This window comes from Streptomyces sp. MB09-01, from assembly GCF_033794505.1.
Taxonomy (GTDB): domain Bacteria; phylum Actinomycetota; class Actinomycetes; order Streptomycetales; family Streptomycetaceae; genus Streptomyces.
The window spans coordinates 1-21,286 of the sequence record NZ_JARAYQ010000026.1; the positions used below are offsets into that span (position 1 = coordinate 1).

18 protein-coding genes and 1 pseudogene are annotated in these 21,286 nt (G+C 72.2%); 13 read left to right on the top strand and 6 right to left on the bottom strand.

What is annotated here, in order from left to right:
- The first annotated feature begins 178 nt into the window (after nt 1–178).
- Together rarD and PV721_RS08475 are read left to right on the top strand one after the other, a co-directional pair.
- Nucleotides 179–1,123 carry an EamA family transporter RarD gene (gene rarD, locus PV721_RS08470; protein WP_319722217.1) on the top strand — a complete coding sequence of 315 codons (945 nt, stop codon included), beginning with the start codon at nt 179–181 and terminating at the stop codon, nt 1,121–1,123.
- A gap of 224 nt (nt 1,124–1,347) precedes the next feature.
- Nucleotides 1,348–2,664, top strand: coding sequence for a M28 family metallopeptidase (locus PV721_RS08475; protein WP_319722218.1), 1,317 nt, complete (start codon nt 1,348–1,350; stop codon nt 2,662–2,664).
- A gap of 116 nt (nt 2,665–2,780) precedes the next feature.
- Here PV721_RS08475 and PV721_RS08480 read toward each other — a convergent pair whose 3' ends face one another.
- The 4 genes from PV721_RS08480 to PV721_RS08495 form a co-directional block, all read right to left on the bottom strand.
- A complete protein-coding gene (locus tag PV721_RS08480) occupies nt 2,781–3,197 on the bottom strand; it encodes a hypothetical protein (RefSeq protein ID WP_319722219.1) in 417 nt (138 codons plus the stop codon).
- The gene (locus PV721_RS08485) at nt 3,194–3,397 is read right to left on the bottom strand and encodes a hypothetical protein (protein ID WP_319722220.1); all 204 of its coding nucleotides are present in this window, start codon (nt 3,395–3,397) and stop codon (nt 3,194–3,196) included. Before PV721_RS08485 ends, PV721_RS08480 begins: the two co-directional genes overlap by 4 nt.
- A 105-nt stretch (nt 3,398–3,502) precedes the next feature.
- Nucleotides 3,503–4,705 carry a sigma-E factor regulatory protein RseB domain-containing protein gene (locus PV721_RS08490; RefSeq protein ID WP_319722221.1) on the bottom strand — a complete coding sequence of 401 codons (1,203 nt, stop codon included), beginning with the start codon at nt 4,703–4,705 and terminating at the stop codon, nt 3,503–3,505.
- Nucleotides 4,706–4,935: 230 nt separating this feature from the next.
- Complete coding sequence (locus PV721_RS08495) at nt 4,936–5,946, bottom strand: polyprenyl synthetase family protein (protein ID WP_319722222.1); 1,011 nt, start codon at nt 5,944–5,946, stop codon at nt 4,936–4,938.
- 199 nt (nt 5,947–6,145) lie between these two features.
- Here PV721_RS08495 and PV721_RS43865 point away from each other — a divergent pair.
- Nucleotides 6,146–6,532, top strand: a pseudogene (locus PV721_RS43865) (MFS transporter); the annotation flags it as partial.
- Nucleotides 6,533–6,773: 241 nt separating this feature from the next.
- The gene (locus PV721_RS08505; protein WP_319722224.1) at nt 6,774–8,795 is read left to right on the top strand and encodes a CocE/NonD family hydrolase; all 2,022 of its coding nucleotides are present in this window, start codon (nt 6,774–6,776) and stop codon (nt 8,793–8,795) included.
- 184 nt (nt 8,796–8,979) lie between these two features.
- Here the strand turns inward: PV721_RS08505 and PV721_RS08510 are convergent, their stop codons facing one another.
- On the bottom strand, nt 8,980–9,798 hold the full coding sequence (locus tag PV721_RS08510; protein ID WP_319722225.1) for an HAD family hydrolase: 819 nt from the start codon (nt 9,796–9,798) through the stop codon (nt 8,980–8,982).
- 141 nt (nt 9,799–9,939) lie between these two features.
- Between PV721_RS08510 and fahA the strand changes: the two genes are divergently transcribed.
- From fahA to PV721_RS08555, 9 genes are all read left to right on the top strand, one after another.
- A complete protein-coding gene (gene fahA, locus PV721_RS08515) occupies nt 9,940–11,163 on the top strand; it encodes a fumarylacetoacetase (RefSeq protein WP_319722226.1) in 1,224 nt (407 codons plus the stop codon).
- 139 nt (nt 11,164–11,302) lie between these two features.
- The gene (locus tag PV721_RS08520) at nt 11,303–12,073 is read left to right on the top strand and encodes a GntR family transcriptional regulator (protein ID WP_319722227.1); all 771 of its coding nucleotides are present in this window, start codon (nt 11,303–11,305) and stop codon (nt 12,071–12,073) included.
- A 33-nt stretch (nt 12,074–12,106) separates the two neighbouring features.
- Entirely contained in the window at nt 12,107–12,334 is a 228-nt protein-coding gene (locus PV721_RS08525) for a 4Fe-4S dicluster domain-containing protein (RefSeq protein ID WP_030011381.1), read from the top strand.
- A gap of 14 nt (nt 12,335–12,348) precedes the next feature.
- Entirely contained in the window at nt 12,349–13,695 is a 1,347-nt protein-coding gene (locus PV721_RS08530) for an ABC transporter substrate-binding protein (protein ID WP_319722228.1), read from the top strand.
- Nucleotides 13,692–14,567, top strand: coding sequence for an ABC transporter permease (locus PV721_RS08535; protein WP_319722229.1), 876 nt, complete (start codon nt 13,692–13,694; stop codon nt 14,565–14,567). The genes PV721_RS08530 and PV721_RS08535 overlap by 4 nt, the downstream gene beginning before the upstream one ends.
- 5 nt (nt 14,568–14,572) lie before the next feature.
- Complete coding sequence (locus PV721_RS08540; RefSeq protein WP_416371059.1) at nt 14,573–15,343, top strand: ABC transporter ATP-binding protein; 771 nt, start codon at nt 14,573–14,575, stop codon at nt 15,341–15,343.
- 11 nt (nt 15,344–15,354) lie between these two features.
- Complete coding sequence (locus tag PV721_RS08545) at nt 15,355–18,099, top strand: fumarate reductase/succinate dehydrogenase flavoprotein subunit (RefSeq protein WP_319722230.1); 2,745 nt, start codon at nt 15,355–15,357, stop codon at nt 18,097–18,099.
- Nucleotides 18,100–18,220: 121 nt separating this feature from the next.
- A complete protein-coding gene (locus PV721_RS08550) occupies nt 18,221–18,826 on the top strand; it encodes a hypothetical protein (RefSeq protein WP_319722231.1) in 606 nt (201 codons plus the stop codon).
- 122 nt (nt 18,827–18,948) lie between these two features.
- A complete protein-coding gene (locus tag PV721_RS08555) occupies nt 18,949–19,569 on the top strand; it encodes a Uma2 family endonuclease (protein ID WP_319722266.1) in 621 nt (206 codons plus the stop codon).
- A 66-nt stretch (nt 19,570–19,635) separates the two neighbouring features.
- Here the strand turns inward: PV721_RS08555 and nuoN are convergent, their stop codons facing one another.
- Nucleotides 19,636–21,282 (bottom strand): NADH-quinone oxidoreductase subunit NuoN, encoded by a 1,647-nt coding sequence (nuoN, locus tag PV721_RS08560; protein ID WP_416371060.1) that lies wholly within the window; start codon nt 21,280–21,282, stop codon nt 19,636–19,638.
- Between the last annotated feature and the right edge of the window lie 4 nt (nt 21,283–21,286).

Consider the following 21,286-nt stretch of genomic DNA (forward strand, 5'->3'; position numbering starts at 1 on the left):
ACCCGGATGTCATGCCCGTTAGCGCGAGATACTCATGACATCTCCCGGGGCGGGCGCAGCACGGCCCGTCCACGCAAGCCCCGGAAGATGTCATGAGTATCTCGCGCTAACGGGCATGACATCCGGGTGGTGCAGCGCTACGGTCGTGAAGTTGGCTGGAAGTCGCACAGGAGGCCCCGTGAAGGCGGAGAACGAGCAGCGCACGGGTTTGCTCTACGGATTCGGCGCATACGGGATGTGGGGGCTGGTCCCCCTCTTCTGGCCGCTCCTGATGCCTGCGGGGGCCGTCGAGATCCTCGCCCACCGCATGACGTGGTCCCTGGCCGTGGTCGGGCTGGCGCTGGTCGCGGTACGCCGCTGGGGCTGGATCCGGGAGCTGCTGCGCCAGCCGCGCAAGCTCGGCCTGACCGCGCTGGCCGCGTCGGTGATCAGCGTGAACTGGGGTCTGTACATCTGGTCGGTCAACAACGGCCACGTCGTCGAATCGAGCCTCGGCTACTTCATCAACCCGCTGGTCAGCATCGCGATGGGCGTGCTCGTGCTGGGCGAGCGGCTGCGCCGCGTGCAGTGGATGGCGGTCGGCATCAGCTTCGTCGCCGTACTCGTGCTCGCCATCGGCTACGGGCGGCCGCCGTGGATCTCGCTGGTCCTGGCCTGCTCCTTCGCGACGTACGGACTGATCAAGAAGAAGCTCAACATGGGCGGGCTGGAATCGCTGGCCGCCGAGACGGCCATGCTGTTCCTGCCGGCCCTGGGCTACCTGCTGTGGCTGGGCTCGCAGGGCGAGTCCACCTTCGCCTCGCAGGGCGCCGGGCACGCGCTCCTGCTGGCCGCGACCGGGCTGGTCACCGCGATCCCGCTGGTGTTCTTCGGGGCGGCCGCCATCCGCGTCCCGCTGTCCACCCTCGGGCTGCTCCAGTACATGGCCCCCGTCTTCCAGTTCGGGCTGGGCGTCCTGTACTTCCACGAGGCCATGCCGCCCGAGCGCTGGGCCGGCTTCTCCCTGGTGTGGGCCGCGCTCGCCCTCCTGACCTGGGACGCGCTGCGCACGGCACGGCGGTCCCGGGCGGCCTTCGCGGTGGCCCCGGCCGTCGCGCCGGCACCGGCCCGCGAGCCGGCGTAACGGCCTTCCGGCAGGCACACACCAGCAAACGCTCCCCACCCACGATCCCCGGTACAGGGCACCCGTACCGGGGATCGTCCGTTTTCCGAACTGCCCTGACCGGATTATGGTCTTGACGGACAGTCATACTCTCGCTGAACATCAGGCTCGCACTGACGCACTAACGCTCACCTGCTCTATCCCGCTCGTTCCGTCATATCCCCGCGGAATCCCGGAGCCCCCACATGAGCCTGTCCGTCTCCCGGCGCCTTGCTGCCGTGACCGCCTTCGCGGTCGCGGGCCTGATCGCCTCCACCGCCCCCGCCGCTCTCGCCGCCCCCACGGCGGTCACCGCGGCGCCCACCCCGCCCGACATCCCGCTGGCCAACGTCAAGGCCCACCTGTCGCAGCTCTCCACGATCGCCGCGAACAACGGCGGCAACCGCGCCCACGGCAGGGCCGGCTACAAGGCCTCGATCGACTACGTGAAGGCCAAGCTCGACGCGGCCGGCTTCACGACCACGCTGCAGACCTTCACCTCCAGCGGCGCCACCGGCTACAACCTGATCGCCGACTGGCCGGGCGGCGACCCCAACTCCGTCCTGATGGCGGGCGCGCACCTCGACTCCGTGACCTCGGGCGCGGGAATCAACGACAACGGCTCGGGCAGTGCGGCCGTCCTGGAGACCGCCCTCGCGGTCTCCAGGGCCGGCCTCCAGCCCACCAAGCACCTGCGCTTCGGCTGGTGGGGCGCGGAGGAGCTGGGCCTGGTCGGCTCGAAGTACTACGTCAACAACCTGCCGACGGCCGAGCGCGCGAAGTTCTCCGGCTACCTGAACTTCGACATGATCGGGTCCCCGAACCCGGGCTACTTCGTCTACGACGACGACCCGACCATCGAGCAGACCTTCAAGAACTACTACGCCGGCCTCGGCGTGCCCACCGAGATCGAGACCGAGGGCGACGGCCGCTCCGACCACGCCTCGTTCAAGAACGTGGGCATCCCGGTCGGCGGCCTGTTCACCGGCGCCAGCAACACGAAGTCCTCGGCCCAGGCACAGAAGTGGGGCGGCACGGCCGGTCAGGCCTTCGACCGCTGCTACCACTCCTCCTGCGACAACACGGCGAACATCAACGACACCGCCCTGGACCGCAATGCCGACGCCATCGCGTACGCGATCTGGAACCTCGGGGCGGGCACTCCGGTCCCGCCGGGCCCGTCCTTCGAGAGCACGACGGACGTGAACATCCCCGACTCCCCCGCTGCCGCGGTCAGCTCGCCGATCACCGTCTCGGGTGTCGCGGGCAACGCCCCGGCCACCACCAAGGTGGACGTGAACATCGTCCACACCTACCGCGGTGACCTGGTGGTCGACCTGGTGGCCCCGGACGGCACGGTCTACAACCTCCACAACCGCAGCGGCGGCAGCGCCGACAACCTCGTGCAGTCGTACACCGTCAACGCCTCCAGCGAGGTGGCGAACGGCGTCTGGAACCTTCGGGTCAAGGACGCGGCCGCGCAGGACGTCGGCTACGTCAACAGCTGGAAGATCACCTTCTAGCCGATCCGGCAGCACGGCGGCACCTGATCCAGAGCTCGAGGGCTCCGGTGCGATCCGACCGGATCGTGCCGGGGCCCGTCCCGGTCCTGGCTGCGCTTCCTGGTGACGCGTCCCGGCTACGCCTCCTCGGCGCCGCCCTGGAGCGAGGCGGGCAGCGGTTCCTGGATGCGGGCGCGCAGTTCCTCGGCGACGGCCGCGATGTCCGCGCGGCCCAGCTTCGCCGCCTCCACGAGATCGCCCAGCTCCTCCGGCGAGGGCAGCTGCCGGGCCCCGGCCACGCGCAGGTACGAGCGGGTCGCGGCGGCCGCGTAGAACTCGTTCATCGGGGATTCCAGGGCCGGGCACACCGCGAGGGTGTGCAGAAACGCGGCGGCCCGCCACGCGGTGTCCGGGGCGGGCTGTTCGGGCACCAGAACGAGGTCGTTCTGGTGGCGGGCGACCGCGGCGGCCACCCCCGAGGGGTCCCACACGGCGGGGTCGGACGGAAGATGGTGGGCCAGAGCGGTCCAGGCCCACTCCATGGTGATCTTCAATGCCCGAACCGCTCCTGGAAGTAGCCCCAGTGGTCGGCGAACTCCTCTATGCCGGACAGGAAGTTCTTCCGGTCCTCGTCGAGTTCGCGTTCGGTGACCTCGGTGATCAGCGCGGTGACCGTCGTCCCCAGGGCCGCCGCACGTGCCTTCAGGCGTTCGTGGAAGTCCTCGTCCAGGCGGATGGTGACGTGTCTCGACATGTCCAACACCGTACAGCGGGTGTGCTGTACGGGCAGCCGGAATGCCGCAAGGGTGGGCAGGGACACAGTCCCGGCCCACCCTTGCGGCACTCTCGTGCGGGGTGACTACTTGTTGGCGTCGGCCGCCTTCACCAGCGCGTCCTTGGTGACCGCGCCGACGTAGACCTTGCCGTCGTCGGTGACCAGGGCGTTGACGAGGCGGGTCGACAGGACCCGGCCCTCACCGAACTTCCCGGTGACCTTGTCCCCGAGGGAGTCGAGGAACTGCTTGGCCTCCTTGGGGGCGTTCTTGTCGTTCTCCAGATCCTTCAGGCCCTTGCCGGCGCCCGAGTCGATCCGCGCGATGGTCGCCCAGCCCTCGCCGAGCACCTTCACGTCGCCCTGGCCGTTCGGACCGCCCAGCAGCCCGTCCAGGCCCGGGAAGGACTCCAGCGCCTTGAAGGACTGGTCCTTGTCCCCCTTGCCCGAGCCGTCCACGCCCTCGGTCACCTTGGCGCCCTTGGGCGCGGTGAAGGCGAAGGTGTCGGCGGCCGGCTTGGCGAAGTCCACCTTGGTGAAGCCGGCGTCCACGATCGGCTTGCCGCCCTGGGCGGAGAGCAGCTGCACGCGCAGCGGCACGCCGTTCTTGGCGTCGACCGCGATCTGGACCGACCCGACCGTGGAGCCGCTCTGCTTGGGCTTGAGCACCAGCTGGTAGGCGTCCCGGCCGGCCACCTGCGCGGTGTCGCCGACGCTGACGTCGGTGGTCGGGCCGGCGGCCTTCAGGAGCTCCTCGGCGATCTTCTGGGGGGAGGCGCCCATCCGGTCGGCCGTCTTGTGGTCCTTGCCGGCGTCCTTGCCCGCCTGCGGGTTCTTCTCGTGGAAGACCTCGTTCGACTTGGAGTCGTAGCCCCAGACGTCGTCGCCGTTGTGGATGAGGCTGTACTCGTCCTTGCCGTCCAGGAACGTGAGCTTCTGGCGGTCCGGGCCGTCTGCCGCGACGCGGAAGGTGTGCGTGCCGCTCGCCAGCTGCGCGACCTTGTCCTCCGGGTTGGCGGAGCCGCCGGCGACCCCACCGCCGCCGAGCAGCCCGGTCGCGATCTTCGGGAGGCCCAGGTCGGTGCTGATCCTGGCCGTTCCCGACAGCTGCTCCACGTCGGAGGCGGCGACCTTCTCGATGAGCTGCTGCGCCGTCACCTTCGGCAGGTCGGGCCCGCCGGCGTTGGCGAAGGCCGGGACCATCGCCACGGTCGCCGCGGCAACACCCGCCACCGCCACCGGTACGGCGTACCGGGCGACCTTGCGAGAAGTCTTCGTGTTCGCTGCCATGTCAGTGCCCTGCCCTCTTGTGTCGACGGCGGCGACCGCCGTGTCGCCGCGCTCACCCGATCTGGTGGGGTTGATGACTCCATCTGACCAAATCACCGGCTCCAGGGCGTCAGCCCCCGGACGCAACTGCGCGTACGACCGTGGGATGACACGGGAAGGGCCCTCCTGCCCGGACCCGTAGGGGTCGCGGGGCGGAAGGGCCCGTTCCGATACGGCGGGTGCCCGAGGGGCTAGCCGGCGCGGTGCACCACGGCGTCGCAGAGCTCTTCGAGCGCCGACTTCGCGAAGCACTCGGGCAGCGGCGCGAGCGTGGCCCGCGCCTCCTCCGCGTACCGGACGGTGTCGCGGCGGGCCTGCTCCAGGGCGGGGTGCGCCCGCAGCCGGGTCAGCACCTCGGCGTGGCGGGCGTCGTCCGTCAGGTCGCCGTCCAGGAGGCGTACGAGTTCCAGGTCCTCGGGGCGCCCGTCCCGCTCGGCCATTTCGCGCAGCCGCAGCACGGGCAGCGTCGGAATGCCCTCGCGCAGGTCGGTGCCGGGGGTCTTGCCGGACTCGTGCGCGTCGGAGGCGATGTCGAGGACGTCGTCGGCGAGCTGGAAGGCGGTGCCGAGCCGCTCGCCGTACTGGGTGAGGATGTCGACGACCGACTCGTCGGCGCCTGCCATGAGCGCGCCGAAGCGGCCGGATACGGCGATCAGCGAGCCGGTCTTGCCGGCGATGACGTCGAGGTAGTGGGCGACGGGGTCGCGGCCGTCGCGCGGACCGGCCGTCTCCAGGATCTGACCCGTCACCAGCCGTTCGAAGGCCTCGGCCTGGATGCGTACGGCCTCGGGCCCGAGGTCGGCCAGTATGTGCGAGGCGCGGGCGAAGAGGAAGTCGCCCGTCAGCACGGCGACCGAGTTGCCCCAGCGGGCGTTGGCGCTCTCGACGCCGCGGCGCACGTCCGCCTCGTCCATGACGTCGTCGTGGTAGAGCGTCGCCAGGTGGGTGAGTTCGACCACCACGGCGGAGGGAACGATTCCGGGCGCGTAGGGATCCCCGAAACGGGAGGCGAGCATCACCAGCAGCGGCCGGAACCGCTTGCCTCCGGCCCGGACCAGGTGCTGTGCGGCCTCGGTGATGAAGGGGACTTCGCTCTTGGTGGCTTCCAGCAGACCCGCCTCGACGGCGGCCAGTCCGGCCTGGACATCGGTCTCAAGAGCCTGGTCCCGCACGCTCAGTCCGAACGGCCCGACGACGGTCACGAGGGGTACTCCTGTCTGCTGACGATCACGCTGACGATCACATGGATTGTCGATGTGTCGCTGCCATCACTCAAGCCAGCGTATCGGGTCTGTTTTCGATCACCGAGAGCGCCTTCCCGGCCACCACCCGCGCACTGCCTGATACACCCCGGTATGTTCTGAAGGAGCCGAAACAATCGGAGCATGCGCTTTGTCCAGAATTGCGACCGCCAGGGACGGGCCCGCGGAACCGGCGGACGACCAGCCGCCGCCCCGCGACGGCCACGCCTTCCTCGGCCACCCGCGGGGCCTCGGCACGCTCTCCGGCCTGGAGGTCTGGGAGCGCTTCTCCTTCCTCGGCATGCAGACGGTCCTCGTCCTCTACTTCTCGGACACGGTGGCCGGGGGCGGCCTGGGGATGAGCCGGGGCACGGCGGCCTCCGAGTCGGTGGCCTACGGAACCATGGTCCACCTCGTCGCCGTCGCCGGCGGATGGCTCGCCGACCGCATCCTCGGTTCGTACCGGGCCGTGCTCGCCACCCTTCTGGCGGCCGCCGGCCGGCTGACGACGGCCCGCTTCGTCGACCTGCTCACCCTCGTCTCGGTGATCGCCCCGGTCGTCCGCTTCGCGGTGATGTTCCGCAGACGGCGGGTGACGGGCCCCCTCGCGCTCGCCAACGGCATCCGGGCCCAGGCCGTCAAGACCTACGGCCAGGTGTCGAACCCCGTGCACGTCGGCCTCAACGGCGCCGTGGCGGTGGCGGCGGGCCTGGCCGTCTTCGCGCCGGCTCCGTGGCTGCGGCGCACGATGCACCCCGTCCACTGAGGTCCATTGAGGTGGTTCACACATGATCATCCGTACCGCGTTCCCGTACGAGACCACCCACGAGGATGTCCGGATCCCGATGGCCGACGGCGTGGAGCTGTACGCGCGCATCTGGCGCCCGGTGACGGACGCGCCGGTTCCGGCGCTGCTGGAGTACCTCCCGTACCGGCTCACCGACTGGACCGCGCCGCGCGACTGGCAGCGCCATCCCTGGTATGCGGGCCACGGCTACGCCTCGGTACGGGTGGACGTGCGCGGCCACGGCTGCAGCGGCGGGCGCCCCGGCGACGAGTACGACGCCCGCGAGCTGGCCGACGGGGTCGCGGCGGTGGAGTGGCTGGCGGCGCAGCCGTGGTGCACGGGGGCGGTGGGGATGTTCGGGATCTCCTGGGGCGGCTGCAATTCCCTCCAGATCGCCGCGCTGGCCCCCGAGGCGCTGAAGGCGGTCGTCACCGTCTGCTCGACGGACGACCGGTACGACAACGACGTGCACTACATGGGCGGCTCGGTGCTGGCCGTGGACATGCACGCGTGGGCGGCGACCATGCTGGCCTTCGCCTCCCGGCCGCCGGACCCGCTGTTCGTCGGCGACGGCTGGCGGCAGCAGTGGCTGGACCGGCTGGAGGCGGTCGAGCCGCTGGTCCACACCTGGCTCTCGCACCAGACCCGCGACGCCTACTGGTGCCACGGCAGCGTCTGCGAGGACTACGCGGCGGTCGGCGCGGCGGTGCTCGCGGTGGGCGGCTGGCACGACCCGTACCGGGACACCGTGCTGCGGCTGGTGGAGCACCTGCCGTCCGGGCGCGTACGGGGCCTGATCGGGCCCTGGTCGCACCAGTACCCGGACCGCGGACTGCCGCCCGGACCGGCGATCGGCTTCCTCCAGGAGACGCTGCGCTGGTGGGACCACTGGCTGAGGGGCACGGACAACGGGGTGATGGACGAGCCGCTGCTGCGCGCCTGGATCAGCGACTCGCACCCGCCGGCGACGGTGTACGAGGAGCTCCCGGGCCGCTGGGTCGGTGAGAAGGCCTGGCCCTCGGCGTCCGTGATCCCCGTCCCGTACGTGTTCCAGGGCGCGCCGGTGGCGGTCGCCTCCCCGCAGCACACCGGAATGGACGCCGGCCGTTTCTTCCCCTTCGGCAACGACGCCGACCTGCCGCCGGACCAGCGGGAGGAGGACGCGAAGTCCGCCTGCTTCGAGTTCCCGGTGGGGGGCGCGGAGCCGGTGGAGATCCTGGGCCGGCCCTCGGTGACCCTGCGGCTGCGGCTCGACGTGCCGTACGGGCAGGTGGTGGCCCGGCTGTGCGACGTCGCCCCGGACGGGACGTCGACGCTGGTCACGCGGGGCGCCCTGAACCTGTCGGCCCGCCAGGGCCGGGACCGGGCCGTGCCGTGGCCGGTGGGCTCGTACGAGGACGTCACCTTCGAGCTGAACGGCATCGGCCACGCCTTCTCGCCCGGCCACCGGATCCGGCTCGCCGTGTCCTCCGCGTACTGGCCGTGGATCTGGCCGCGGGCCGGGTCCGGGGCCGGCTGGACCCTGGACCCGGCGGGCAGCGCGCTGACCCTCCCGGTGCGGGCCGCGTCCACCGCTTCCGCCGCGTCCGTCGTGGACGGGGGGATCGTCTTCGAGCCCCCGGAGCAGGCGCCGCCGCTGGGGGTCGCCTTCCCGGCCACGCTGGACGAACCGCGCCCGGAGCGAGTCGTCGTACGGGACGTCGCGCGCGGGACGTGGCGGCTGGAGGTGGACCCGCGGTACGGGGGCACGCGGGTGTACCCGGACGGCCTGGAGTGCAGCGAGGACGCGGAGGAGGTGTACGAGATCCAGGACGCCGACCCGCTGTCCGCGCGGGCCCGCTCGCAGTGGCGGATCCGGCTCCACCGGCCCGAACTGGGCTGGGACGCGCGGGTGGAGACCCGGTCGGAGATCTCGTGCGACGAGGGCGGCTTCCTGACGTCGAACGAGGTGGTGTGCCGGGAGGGGGGCGAGGTGGTCTTCCACCGCACGTGGGAACGCCGTCTGCCGCGTGCGGCGGGCTGAACCGCCCTGCCGGGCGCCCTGGGGCTCCGCCCGGACCCCGCTCCTCGAACGCCGGAGGGGCTGAGATCGCCCTGCGGGCAACCCAGCCGCGCCCGGCGGCCGGCGCCAGCCACATCCGGCCCCGCCGGCGAGGTCGAAGGATCCGAGGCGCGGGGGTGCGGGGTGGCGGCCCCGGAGAGGGCGGTCAGGCGTACAGGCGCTCCAGGACCACCGCGATGCCGTCGTCCTCGTTGGACAAGGTGATCTCGTCGGCCACCGCCACCAGTTCGTGGTGGGAATTGGCCATGGCCACCCCGTGCGCGGCCCACGCGAACATCGGCACATCGTTCGGCATGTCCCCGAAGGCGATCGTCCCGGCCGCGGACGCCCCCAGCACTTCCGCCGCCCGCGCGAGCCCACTGGCCTTGTCGATGCCCGGCGGCTGGAGTTCCACCGTGTGCTCCCCCGCCATCGTGACGTTCACGAGGTCCCCGACCACCGCCCGCGCCACCCGCGTCAGCTCGTCGTCGTCCAGCTCCGGGTGCTGGAGCAGCACCTTGTTGATCGGGGCGGACCACAGGTCCGACCGCCGCGGCACCGGCACCGTCGGCAGGTGCGGGTGCCACATCCGGTAGCCCGGCCCTATCAGCATCTCCGCGTCCACCCCCTCCTGGTTGACCGCCGCGTAGACCTCGCCGATCTCCGCCTCGATCTTGCCGAGGGCCACCTCGGCCAGTTCCCGGTCCATGGAGACGGAGTGCAGCAGGAGCCCGCGCGCCGCGTCGTACACCTGCGCGCCCTGCGCGCACACCGCAAGCCCCGTGTAGCCAAGTGCGTCGAAGACGTGTCGGACCTGTGGAACGGGACGGCCGGTGACGATGATGTGGCGGGCGCCGGCGACCCGGGCTGCGTCGAGAGCCGCATGGGATCGGGCTGAAACGGTGTCCCCGGCACGCAGCAGAGTCCCGTCCAGGTCAGTGGCGATCAAGGCGAAGGGGAGGGCCGGAAGAGGCGCGGAAGTCACGGCGCCAAGGATACGGACCCCTTTGGACAAGTCCTACAAATAGAGCGCGAATCCGGCCTCCCACGCGCCCCCTCAGCCACGTAACGTGTCAACCAGCCCCCGGGACACCCCCGGACCGCGTCGAAAGCGAGGCAGTACCCCATGCCCCAGCAGAGCCCCCTCGATGTCCCCGAGGGCGACCCGTTCGGGCCGCACAACCTCCCGTACGGCGTCTTCTCGACCCCCGCGGAGGACCGTCGCCGGATCGGCGTGCGGATCGGCGGGCACGTGCTCGACGCGGGGGCGGCCGCCACCGCGCTCGGTTCCCCGTACGCCGGGCTGCTCGGACAGTCCTCCCTCAACCCGCTGCTGGCCGCCGGGCGCACCGCCTGGCGCGACGTGCGCCGCGCGCTGACCGCCTGGGTGACCGACCCCGGCCACCGGGCCACGGTCGAGCCGCACCTGCTGCCGCTCGACGGGGTCACGCTGCACCTGCCGTACGAGGTCGCCGACTACGTCGACTTCTACGCGAGCGAGCACCACGCCACCAACGTCGGGAGGATGTTCCGCCCCGACGGGGACGCGCTGACGCCCAACTGGAAGCACCTGCCCATCGGTTACCACGGCCGCTCCGGCACGATCGTGGTCTCCGGTACCGACGTCGTACGGCCCTCCGGGCAGCGCAAGGCGCCCACCGACCCGGCGCCCGTCTTCGGCCCGTCCGTCAAGCTCGACATCGAGGCGGAGGTCGGCTTCGTCGTCGGCGCTCCCTCCGAGCTGGGCCGCCCGGTGCCGCTGGCCGACTTCGAGGACCACGTCTTCGGGCTGTTCCTGCTGAACGACTGGTCCGCGCGCGACATCCAGGCCTGGGAGTACGTGCCGCTGGGCCCCTTCCTCGGCAAGTCCTTCGCCACCTCCGTCTCCGCGTGGGTCACCCCGCTGGAGGCCCTGGACACGGCCCGCGTCGCCCCGCCGGCCCGGGACTTCCCGCTCTTGCCGTACCTGGACGACGCCGAGCTCGACCGCCCCGGCGGCTTCGACCTGCACATCACCGTCTCCATCAACGGGCAGGAGGTGGCGCAGCCGCCGTTCGCGTCGATGTACTGGACCGCCGCCCAGCAGCTCGCGCACATGACCGTCAACGGCGCCTCCCTGCGCACCGGCGACGTGTACGGCTCCGGCACCGTCAGCGGCCCCGAGACCGGCCAGCGCGGCTCGCTGCTGGAGCTCACCTGGAACGGCCGGGACGCGATCGAGCTCGCCGACGGCAAGCGCACCTTCCTGGAGGACGGGGACACCGTCACCCTCACCGCCTGGGCCCCCGGTCCGGACGGTACGCGCGTCGGCCTCGGCGAGGTCACCGGCCGCATCGTGGGACAGCGCTAGTCCACCCCTCGGTCGGCGGGGTGGCGGATCTTTCCGTCACCCCGCCGAAACCGCAGCTCAGAGCCTTGCGAATGCGCCGTCAGGTGGCGCAACACTGCAGCAACACCACCGCCTCCGGGCCCCCGGTACGTTCCCTGCCATGCCAGCCGAACGCACCGCCACGCACACCGTCCCGGTCGCCGCCGCGCGCCGCCGGCGGCTGCGCGCGGATCAGGCGCGACAGCTCGCCGACCTGCTCCGCCACCAGATACTGGCGGGCGGCTACCCCGGCGGGGTCCTCCCCCTGGAGGGCGCCCTCGCCGCCGACTACGGCGCCGGCCGCAACACCGTCCGCCAGGCCCTCGACCTGCTGCGCGGCGAGCAGTTGGTGGAGCGCCGGCCGGGTGTCGGCACGGTCGTCGTCTGTGAGAAGTACCCGCACGGCCTGGACCGCCTGCAGGGCCTGGCCGAGACCCTGCACGAACACGGCCGGGTGACCAACGAGGTCCGCACGGTCGGGCCCGTGCGCGCCCCCGCCCCCGTCGCCGGGCGCCTCGGCCTGCCCGAGCACGCCGACGTGCTCTACATAGAACGGCTGCGGCGCCTGAACGGACTGCCGCTCTCCCTCGACCTCACCTACGTGCCGATGGACATCGGAGCCGAGCTGCTGGGCTGCGACCTGGAGAACACGGACGTCTTCCGGCTCCTGGAACAACTGACCGGGCAGCCGCTCGGCCACGCCGAGATCACCCTCGAGGCCGTCAACGCCGACGCGCACTCCGCCGCCGTCCTTCAGGCCCCGCGCGGGGCCGCCGTCCTGATGCTGGAACGGCTCACCCACCTGCGCGACGGCCGGCCCGTGGACCTGGAGTTCATCCGCTTCCGCGGCGACCGGATCACCATGAGCGGCCTGCTGCGCCGCTCCGTCTGAGCCACCGCCCCACCCCCTTCCCTGGAGACAGCCATGCCTGTGGTCCCCCAGCGCGGCGACGTGCCCGTGACCATCGACGAGTCCCTGTGCATCGACGGCTGCACCCTCTGCGTCGACATGTGTCCGCTCGACTCGCTCGCGATCCGCGAGGACAACGGCAAGGCCTACATGCACGTGGACGAGTGCTGGTACTGCGGCCCGTGCGCCGCCCGCTGTCCCACCGGCGCGGTCACCGTCAACATGCCCTACCTGCTCCGGTGAAAGGCCCCACCTCCATGCGTACGAAGGCTCTCGCGCCCGCGCTCGTCCTGCTCCTCGCCCCGCTCGCCACGGCCTGCGGCGGCGACGCCTCCGGGGCCTCCGGCTCCGGGACGGTCACCGTGACCGTCGGCTACCAGTCCAAGACCATCAACACCGTCACCGCCGGCACCCTGCTGCGCTCGCTCGGCTACTTCGAGCAGGAACTCGCCGCGCGCGGCGAGCAGGACGGCGTCACGTACAAGGTGGACTGGCAGGACTACGCCACCGGCGCCCCGATCACGGCCCAGATGACTGCCGGGAAGATCGACATCGGCTCGATGGGCGATTTCCCGCTCCTCATCAATGCGGCCCGCGGCAAGGAACTGAAGCAGCCCACCCATCTCGTCTCCGTCACCGGCTACAACCTGCGCGGCGGCCTCAACACGGTGGTCACCGCACCGGATTCGAAGCTGGAGTCCCTCGCCGACCTGCGCGGCAAGAAGGTGTCGACGAGCGTGGGCTCCGCCGCCGACGGAACGCTCGTACGGGCCCTGCAGCGCGCCGGGATCGACCCGGAGAGCGGCATCCAGAAGCTCAACCAGCAGCCCAGCGTGGGAGCTTCGGCCCTCCAGGCGGGCAGTGCCGACGCCCTGTCGCAGTTCGTGGCGTGGCCGGGGCAGCTCGCGTACGAGGGGCGGGCGAAGGCCCTCTACGACGGCGCCGAGCTGAACCTGCCGACCTTCCACGGGGTCACCGTGCGCGAGAAGTTCGCGAAGGAGCGGCCGGGCGTACTGGACGACTTCCTGCGGGCGCAGCGCAAGGCCACCGACCACCTGCGCGCGGAGCCGGTGGCGGCCGCCGAGTCGGTGGCCAAGGAGACCGGCCTGCCGGCGGAGGTGGTGTACCTCTACAACGGCGCGAACGGCATCGCCACCTTCGATCCGGCGCTGCGCCCGGAGCTGATCGACGCACTGAAGCAGGACGTGCCGGTGCTGCAGGCCGGCAAGCTGGTCGGCGACGTGGACGTGGACGCCTTCGTGGATCCCGAGCCCCTGAAGCGGGCGGCGGGCGGCGCGCCGGAGTACCCCAAGGCGTCGGCCCCCAAGTCCGAGCTGTGGGTGAAGGGCCAGACCCGCACGCAGTCCTTCGACTCCCCGCGCGAGCTGCTGAAGGCGGCGCGCGGCGCGGACGTCCGGGCGGCGTACGTGCCGGACGCGGTGACCGGCACGCTGTGGTTCGCGGACAAGGCGGTGTGGGTGGCCGAGGGGACCGAGCTGCGCGCCTTCGTCACGCCGGCGGGCGCGAAGTCGTACGTCGACCAGCACCAGGGATCCGGGGCGCGGATCCTGAGCTTCGCCGAGGCCGGGGCCCTGGCGTCATGACGGGCGGCCGCTGGCTGCTGCGGGCGGCTTCGCTCGGGGCGGCGCTCCTGCTGTGGCAGGGGCTGACCTCGCTCGACGTGAGCCTGTGGCTGCGCTTCGAGCAGTTCCCGACGGTGGGCGAGATCGCGTCGACGTTCGCGGAGCGGGCCGGGACCGGGCCCTACTGGCAGGACCTGGCCTCCAGCCTGCGCCGGATCGTGACGGGCTTCGCGCTCGCCGCCGTCCTGGGCGTGGTCGTGGGCACGGCGGTCGCCCGGTCCCGGATCGCGGCCGATGTGGTCGGCCCGCTGCTGGAGGTCCTGCGTCCGATCCCGGCCATCGCGCTGGTGCCGGTGGCGATCCTGATGTTCCCGTCCAACGAGCAGGGGATCGTCTTCATCACCTGCGCGGCCGCCTTCTTCCCGGTGCTGGTCTCGACGCGGCACGCCGTGCGGGCGCTGGCCCCGGTGTGGGAGGAGGCGGTCCTCACGATGGGCGGCGGGCGGGCGCGGGTGCTGTTCTCCGTGGTCCTGCCGGGGGCCCTGCCGGGCATCTTCGGGGGCCTGTCCGTCGGCATCGGGGTCTCGTGGATCTGCGTGATCTCCGCCGAGATGATCTCCGGCGAGTACGGGGTCGGCTACCGCACCTGGCAGGACTACACGGTGGTCGACTACCCCGGCGTCTTCGTCGGCATGGTCACCATCGGCGCGCTGGGCTGGCTGACCTCCACTGCGGTGGAGCGCGCGGGCCGCCACCTGACGTCCTGGCTCCCCCGCTCCGCCGTCTCTTCGTCCCCCGCCACCGCACCTCGAGCCTCCCGCCCGGCCCGGGTGCCGCTGCGCGGGGCAGGAGCAGCCCCGCAGGCCACGACCACCGGAGGGACGCAGAAGTGACCACCCTGACCACCCGGAAACCCGGCGCCACCAGGAAACCCGGCGCCACCCTCGCACTGCGCGGGGTGCGGCTCGGCCACCGCGGGCACGTGGTGCTCGACGGGGTCGACCTGACGGTCGAAGCCGGGGAGGTGCTGGCCGTCGTGGGCCCGTCCGGATGCGGGAAGTCCACGCTGCTGCGCACCCTGGCCGGCCTGCTGCCCCCACTGGGCGGCACGGTCGAACAGGACGGGCGGCCGCTGGCCGGCCCGGACGCCGACCGCGCCCTGGTCTTCCAGGACGACGCCCTGCTCCCCTGGCGCACGGTCCGCGCCAACGTCGAACTCCCCCTCGCCATCGGGCGCTCCCGCGCCGACGGGCGCGGCAGCCCGCTGTCGCGGCCACAGCGGCGGCGGGTTGCCGAGGAGTGGCTGGAGCGCGTCGGTCTCGGCGGCCACGCCCACCGGCTCCCGCACCAGCTCTCCGGTGGCCAGCGCCAGCGCGTGCAACTGGCCCGCGCCCTCGCAGCGCGCCCGCGCGCCGTCCTGATGGACGAGCCGTTCGGGGCGCTCGACGCCCAGACCCGGGCCGAGATGCAGGACCTCCTCGTGGACGTGCTCGCCGGCACCGGCGCGACCGTCGTCTTCGTCACCCACGACGTGGACGAGGCCCTCTTCGTCGGGGACCGCGTCGCCCTGCTCGGCACCGGCGAGCTGGTCTCCGTACCGCACCCCCGCGACCACGACCGCGCGGCGACGCACGCCGCCCTGCGGCAGCAGATCATCGACTCCCTCTGAAAGGCAGCACCGTGGACATCCCCGCGATCGGCGACGCCGAGGAACTCTCCTGCGACGTCCTCGTCATCGGCGGCGGCACCGCCGGCACGATGGCGGCGCTGACCGCCGCCGAGCACGGGGCCCGCGTCCTGCTGCTGGAGAAGGCCCACGTACGCCACTCCGGCGCCCTCGCCATGGGCATGGACGGGGTCAACAACGCCGTCGTCCCCGGCCGCGCCGAGCCCGACGACTACGTCGCCGAGATCACCCGGGCGAACGACGGCGTCGTCGACCAGTCCACGGTCCGCCAGACCGCCACCCGCGGGTTCGCGATGGTGCAGCGCCTGGAGTCGTACGGGGTGAAGTTCGAGAAGGACGAGCACGGCGAGTACGCGGTGCGTCAGGTCCACCGCTCGGGCTCGTACGTGCTGCCCATGCCCGAGGGCAAGGACGTCAAGAAGGTCCTCTACCGGCAGCTGCGGCGGCGCGAGATGCGGGAGCGGATCCGGATCGAGAACCGGGTGATGCCGGTACGGGTCCTCACCTCGCCCGAGGACGGCCGGGCGATCGGCGCGGCCGGGTTCAACACCCGGACGGGTGCCTTCGTGACGGTGCGCGCGGGCGCGGTGATCCTGGCGACCGGCCCGTGCGGACGCCTCGGCCTGCCGGCCTCCGGATACCTCTACGGCACCTACGAGAACCCGACCAACGCGGGCGACGGCTACGCCATGGCCTACCACGCGGGAGCCGCGCTGACGGGGATCGAGTGCTTCCAGATCAACCCGCTGATCAAGGACTACAACGGTCCGGCGTGCGCGTACGTCGCGAACCCCTTCGGCGGCTACCAGGTCAACCGGCACGGCGAGCGGTTCGTGGACTCCGACTACTGGTCGGGGCAGATGATGGCGGAGTTCGCGGCCGAACTCGGCTCGGACCGCGGCCCGGTCTACCTCAAGCTCAGCCACCTCCCGGAGGAGTCGGTGGCCTCGCTGGAATCGATCCTGCACACCACCGAGCGGCCGACGCGCGGCACCTTCCACGCGGGCCGCGGCCACGACTACCGCACGCACGACATCGAGATGCACATCTCGGAGATCGGGCTGTGCGGGGGCCACTCGGCGTCGGGCGTCCGCGTCGACGACCACGCCCGCACCACCGTGCCGCGGCTTTACGCGGCCGGGGACCTGGCCTCGGTACCGCACAACTACATGATCGGGGCGTTCGTCTTCGGCGACCTGGCGGGCGCGGACGCGGCCGGTCACACGGCGTACGAGGGCGAGTTGCCGGCCGGCCAGGTGGCGGCGGCCCACGAGCTGATCTACCGGCCGCTGCGCAACCCGCAGGGCCCGCCGCAGCCCCAGGTGGAGTACAAGCTGCGGCGGTTCGTGAACGACTACGTGGCCCCGCCGAAGACGGGCGCGAAGCTCTCGCTCGCCGTGGCCGCCTTCGACCGGATGACCGGCGAGATCGCGGAGATGGGCGCGACGACCGCGCACGAGCTGATGCGGTGCGCGGAGGTGTCCTTCATCCGCGACTGCGCGGAGATGGCGGCCCGCTCCTCGCTGGCCCGTACGGAGTCCCGCTGGGGCCTCTACCACGAGCGGCTCGACCACCCGGAGCGCGACGACACCGGCTGGCTGCACCACCTGGACCTGCGCAAGTCGGCCTCGGGCGCGATGGAGTTCACCGCCCGGCCGGTGGAGCCCTATCTGGTGCCGGTGGACGGGTTCGCCCCGGCCGGCGGGCCCTCGCGGCACCTGGGGGAGGTCGACCTGGTCCCGGTGGCCACGGCGGGCGCCCGCCAGTCTCCTCCGGCAGCGCGGACGCAAGGGCCGGGGGCCCCCGGCCCCGCGGGCGCGGCAGCCGCAGCCGCAGCCGCAGACACCGGACCCGCGGGCGCGGGGGACGCCTCGCCCCGGATCCTGGAACTGCTCGCCCTTGCGGAGGAGTCACCCGGCCTGGACCTCCTGCACCCCTACCTCGACGACTCCGATCCGGCGGTCCGGGCGGCGGCCGTCGCCGCCCTCGGCGAGACCGTCCCCGCGGGAGCCGGGCCGGCCCTGGCCGGCCGGCTCGCGGACGCGGCTCCCGCCGTACGGGCGGCCGCCGCGGCCGCGCTGCGCGAGCTGCTGGAGGTGCTGCCGGGCGGGCCGGAGCTGGCGGCCGGGCTGCGCGCCGCGCTGGCCGTGCCCGACGCGGTGGTGCGCTCGGCCGCGCTCGAAGCCCTGCGGGCGCTGCGGCTGGGCGACGCGGAGCTGTACGCGGCCTCGCTGGCCGATGCCGACCCGGAGGTCCGGATCCACGCGGTGCGGGCCCTGGTCTCGGTGGACGCGGTCCCGGCGCTGGCCGCGGCCGCGGCGGATCCGGCCCGCGAGGTCCGGGTGGCGGTGGCCAAGGGGCTGGCCGCGGTGCGGGATCCGGCGCCGGCGCCGCTGGACCCGCTGCTCGGGGACGCCGACCCGCTGGTGCGGGGTGCGGCGCTGGGCGCGCTGGCCTCGGTCGGCTGCCCTGAGGGGTACGCCCGTACCGCGGTGGCGGCCCTGGCCGACGCGGCCTGGCAGGTCCGGGCGGGGGCGGCGGCCGGGCTGTCGGCGGCCTCCCCGGAATCGGCGGTGCCGGCTCTGGCCAAGGCTCTGGCCGACGCCAACGCGGACGTCCGCAAGGCGGCGGTGCTGTCCCTGCTGGCCCACCGGCGCTCCGCGGAGGCCCGGTCCGCGCTCGCCACCGCGGTCACGGACCCGGACGCGGACGTCCGCGCGTACGCGGCCCGCGCCTGAGGGCGCCGGGGCCCCGTTCGGAGGCGCGCCGCGTGCGGCGGGCGGGAGGGGCCGGGATGGTGGACGGACGAATGGAAGCGGGAACCCGTACCCCGTACCCCCACCGCGAGGAGCCGCCGCCATGACCGTACGCAGCCTGAGGACCGTCGTCACCTGCGCGGCCGCCGTGTCGCTCGGCCTGACCGCCGTGGCCCCGGCCCACGGGGTCGAGGGCCCCGCGCCCGACCCGCGCAACGCCAGGGCCATGCGGGACATGGCGACGGCGATCGCGGCGACGGCCAAGTACGCGGACGAGCGGCAGGCCCTCAAGGACGGCTACGTCCCCCACGGCGAGGAGTGCATGACCAACCCGTTCGGGGTGGGCGCCATGAACTACCACTACGTCAAGCAGGCCAACTGGGGTTCGAAGGACCCCGCCAGGCCGACCGCGCTCCTCTACAGCAGGGAGAAGGACCGCAGCGGCCGCCGCAGGCTCGAGACCGTGGAGTGGATGTCCACCGACCGGGACCAGGACCTGAAGACCGCCGACGACCGGCCGAGCATGTTCGGGCTGCCCTTCGACGGCCCCATGCCGGGCCACTGGGCGGGCATGCCCAAGCACTACGACCTGCACATGTGGGCGTACAAGAAGAACCCGGCCGGCCGGTTCCACAACTGGAACCCGGCCCTGACCTGCCCGAAGAAGGCTCCGGCCGCGGGGGGCACCGGGCACGCCCACGGCCGCTAATCCGCACCTGCCTGCGCAGTCAAGTGCCATGCACATATGACTCACCCATAGGGGCGGCTTTCCGCGAGAGCTCCGGCGATACGCTGAACGCACTCGCGAGACTCTGCCCCATGGGAGCACTGATGAGCGTCGAACCCGCAGCGCCGCAGCCTGAGCCGGAGCCGGGACCCCGCTGGCCCATCCCCCCCGCGGGCGGCTGGACAGCGGACGACCTGGACACGCTTCCGAATCTGCCTCCGCACACGGAGCTGATCGACGGGAGCCTGATCTTCGTGAGTCCGCAGAGCATCTTCCACGAGCGAGCCATCGACTTGTTCAAGTGGCAGCTGCGGTCGGCGGCCCCCGCCGACTTCGAGATCTTTCGCGAGTTCACGATCGACATCGACAAAAGAAACCGGCCCGAGCCGGATGTGGTGGTCGTACGCACCGACGTCGTGGACGATCTGGAACAGACCCGGTTCCCTGCCGAGGCAGTGGTACTGGCCGTCGAGGTGGTCTCCCCCGACTCTGTCGGACGTGACCGCGAAACCAAGCCGTTGAAGTACGCCAGGGCCGGGATCGTCCACTTCTGGCGGGTCGAGAACAAGGACGGACGTGCGGTGGTCTACGTCTACGAGTTGGATCCCGCCACGGGCGCCTACGTCGCGACGGGGATCTTCCACGACCGCCTGAAGGTCTCCGTACCGTTCACCATCGATGTCGACCTCACGACGATCACACCCCGGCACCGCCCGAAAAAATAGCCTCGTGCGACGGCGAAGGGCCCGGCTCCCCTGGGGGAGCCGGGCCCTTGGTCCGGGCCGGACCGGTCAGCGGACGAAGGTGCTCGCCTGCCCCGCCAGGTCCAGGAAGTACTGCGGGGCCACGCCCAGGACCACGGTGACGGCGACGCCCACCGCGATGGTGGTCATCGTCAGCGGCGAGGGGACCGCCACCGTCGGGCCGTCGGCCTTCGGTTCGCTGAAGAACATCAGGACGATCACGCGGATGTAGAAGAACGCGGCGATCGCGGACGAGATGACACCGACCACGACCAGCGCTCCCGCGCCGCCCTCGGCCGCCGCCGTGAACACGGCGAACTTGCCCGTGAAGCCCGACGTCAGCGGGATGCCGGCGAAGGCGAGCAGGAACACCGCGAAGACGGCCGCCGTCAGCGGCGAACGCCGGCCCAGCCCCGCCCACTTGGACAGGTGCGTCGCCTCGCCGCCCGCGTCGCGCACCAGCGTGACCACGGCGAAGGCGCCGATCGTCACGAAGGAGTACGCGCCCAGGTAGAAGAGGACCGCCTGGACGCCCTCCGCCGACGTCGCGATCACACCGGCCAGGATGAAGCCCGCGTGCGCGATCGAGGAGTACGCGAGAAGCCGCTTGACGTCCGTCTGGGTCACGGCGACCACCGCGCCCGCCAGCATCGTGACGATGGCCACCCCCCACATCACCGGCCGCCAGTCCCACCGCAGGCCCGGAAGGACCACGTAGAGCAGCCGCAGCAGCGCGCCGAAGGCGGCCACCTTCGTCGCGGCCGCCATGAAGCCGGTGACCGGGGTCGGGGCGCCCTGGTAGACGTCCGGGGTCCACATGTGGAAGGGGACCGCGCCGACCTTGAAGAGCAGGCCCATCAGGATCAGCGCGCCGCCGATCAGCAGCAGTGCGTCGTTGCCCATGGTGGAGGCCAGCGCCGGGTCGATCTTCGTGAGCGTGCCGTCGACCACGTCGGCGATCACCGCGTACGAGACCGAGCCTGCGTAGCCGTAGAGCAGCGCGATGCCGAAGAGGAGGAAGGCGGAGGAGAAGGCTCCCAGCAGGAAGTACTTCACCGCGGCCTCCTGCGACATCAGCCGCTGGCGGCGGGCGACGGCGCAGAGCAGGTACAGCGGGAGGGAGAAGACCTCCAGCGCGATGAAGAGCGTCAGCAGGTCGTTGGCCGCCGGGAAGATCAGCATCCCGGCGATCGCGAACAGGGCCAGCGGGAAGACCTCGGTGGTGGTGAAGCCGGCCTTGACGGCCGCCTTCTCGCTCTCGCTGCCCGGTACGGACGCCGCCTGGGCGGCGAAGGAGTCCACCCGGTTGCCGTGCGCGGCCGGGTCGAGGCGCCGCTCGGCGAAGGTGAAGATCGCGACGACCGAGGCCAGCAGGATGGTGCCCTGCAGGAACAGCGCCGGGCCGTCCACGGCGATGGCGCCCATCGCGGCGATGTGCGCCTTCGTCGAGCCGTACCCGCCGGCCGCCAGGCCGACGACCGCCGCGAAGGCCGAGGCCAGCGCCGCGACGGCGAGGAACACCTGTACGTAGTAGCGGGACTTGCGGGGCACGAAGGCCTCCACGAGGATCCCGAGGACCGCCGCGCCCACCACGATCAGCGTGGGCGCGAGCTGCGCGTACTCGATGGTCGGTGCCGGGATCCGGTCGACCGGCGCCTCGGCCGCAAGCGTCCACAGGCTGTGGGCGGAAGTCACTGTG

Coding starts and splice junctions, on each gene's coding strand:
- PV721_RS08475 (WP_319722218.1), top strand. CDS start 1,348: ATGAGCCTGTCCGTCTCCCGGCGCCTTGCTGCCGTGACCGCCTTCGCG.
- PV721_RS08485 (WP_319722220.1), bottom strand. CDS start 3,397: ATGTCGAGACACGTCACCATCCGCCTGGACGAGGACTTCCACGAACGC.
- PV721_RS08555 (WP_319722266.1), top strand. CDS start 18,949: ATGAGCGTCGAACCCGCAGCGCCGCAGCCTGAGCCGGAGCCGGGACCC.
- PV721_RS08550 (WP_319722231.1), top strand. CDS start 18,221: ATGACCGTACGCAGCCTGAGGACCGTCGTCACCTGCGCGGCCGCCGTG.
- fahA (WP_319722226.1), top strand. CDS start 9,940: ATGCCCCAGCAGAGCCCCCTCGATGTCCCCGAGGGCGACCCGTTCGGG.
- PV721_RS08490 (WP_319722221.1), bottom strand. CDS start 4,705: ATGGCAGCGAACACGAAGACTTCTCGCAAGGTCGCCCGGTACGCCGTA.
- PV721_RS08520 (WP_319722227.1), top strand. CDS start 11,303: ATGCCAGCCGAACGCACCGCCACGCACACCGTCCCGGTCGCCGCCGCG.
- PV721_RS08505 (WP_319722224.1), top strand. CDS start 6,774: ATGATCATCCGTACCGCGTTCCCGTACGAGACCACCCACGAGGATGTC.
- PV721_RS08525 (WP_030011381.1), top strand. CDS start 12,107: ATGCCTGTGGTCCCCCAGCGCGGCGACGTGCCCGTGACCATCGACGAG.
- PV721_RS08535 (WP_319722229.1), top strand. CDS start 13,692: ATGACGGGCGGCCGCTGGCTGCTGCGGGCGGCTTCGCTCGGGGCGGCG.
- PV721_RS08530 (WP_319722228.1), top strand. CDS start 12,349: ATGCGTACGAAGGCTCTCGCGCCCGCGCTCGTCCTGCTCCTCGCCCCG.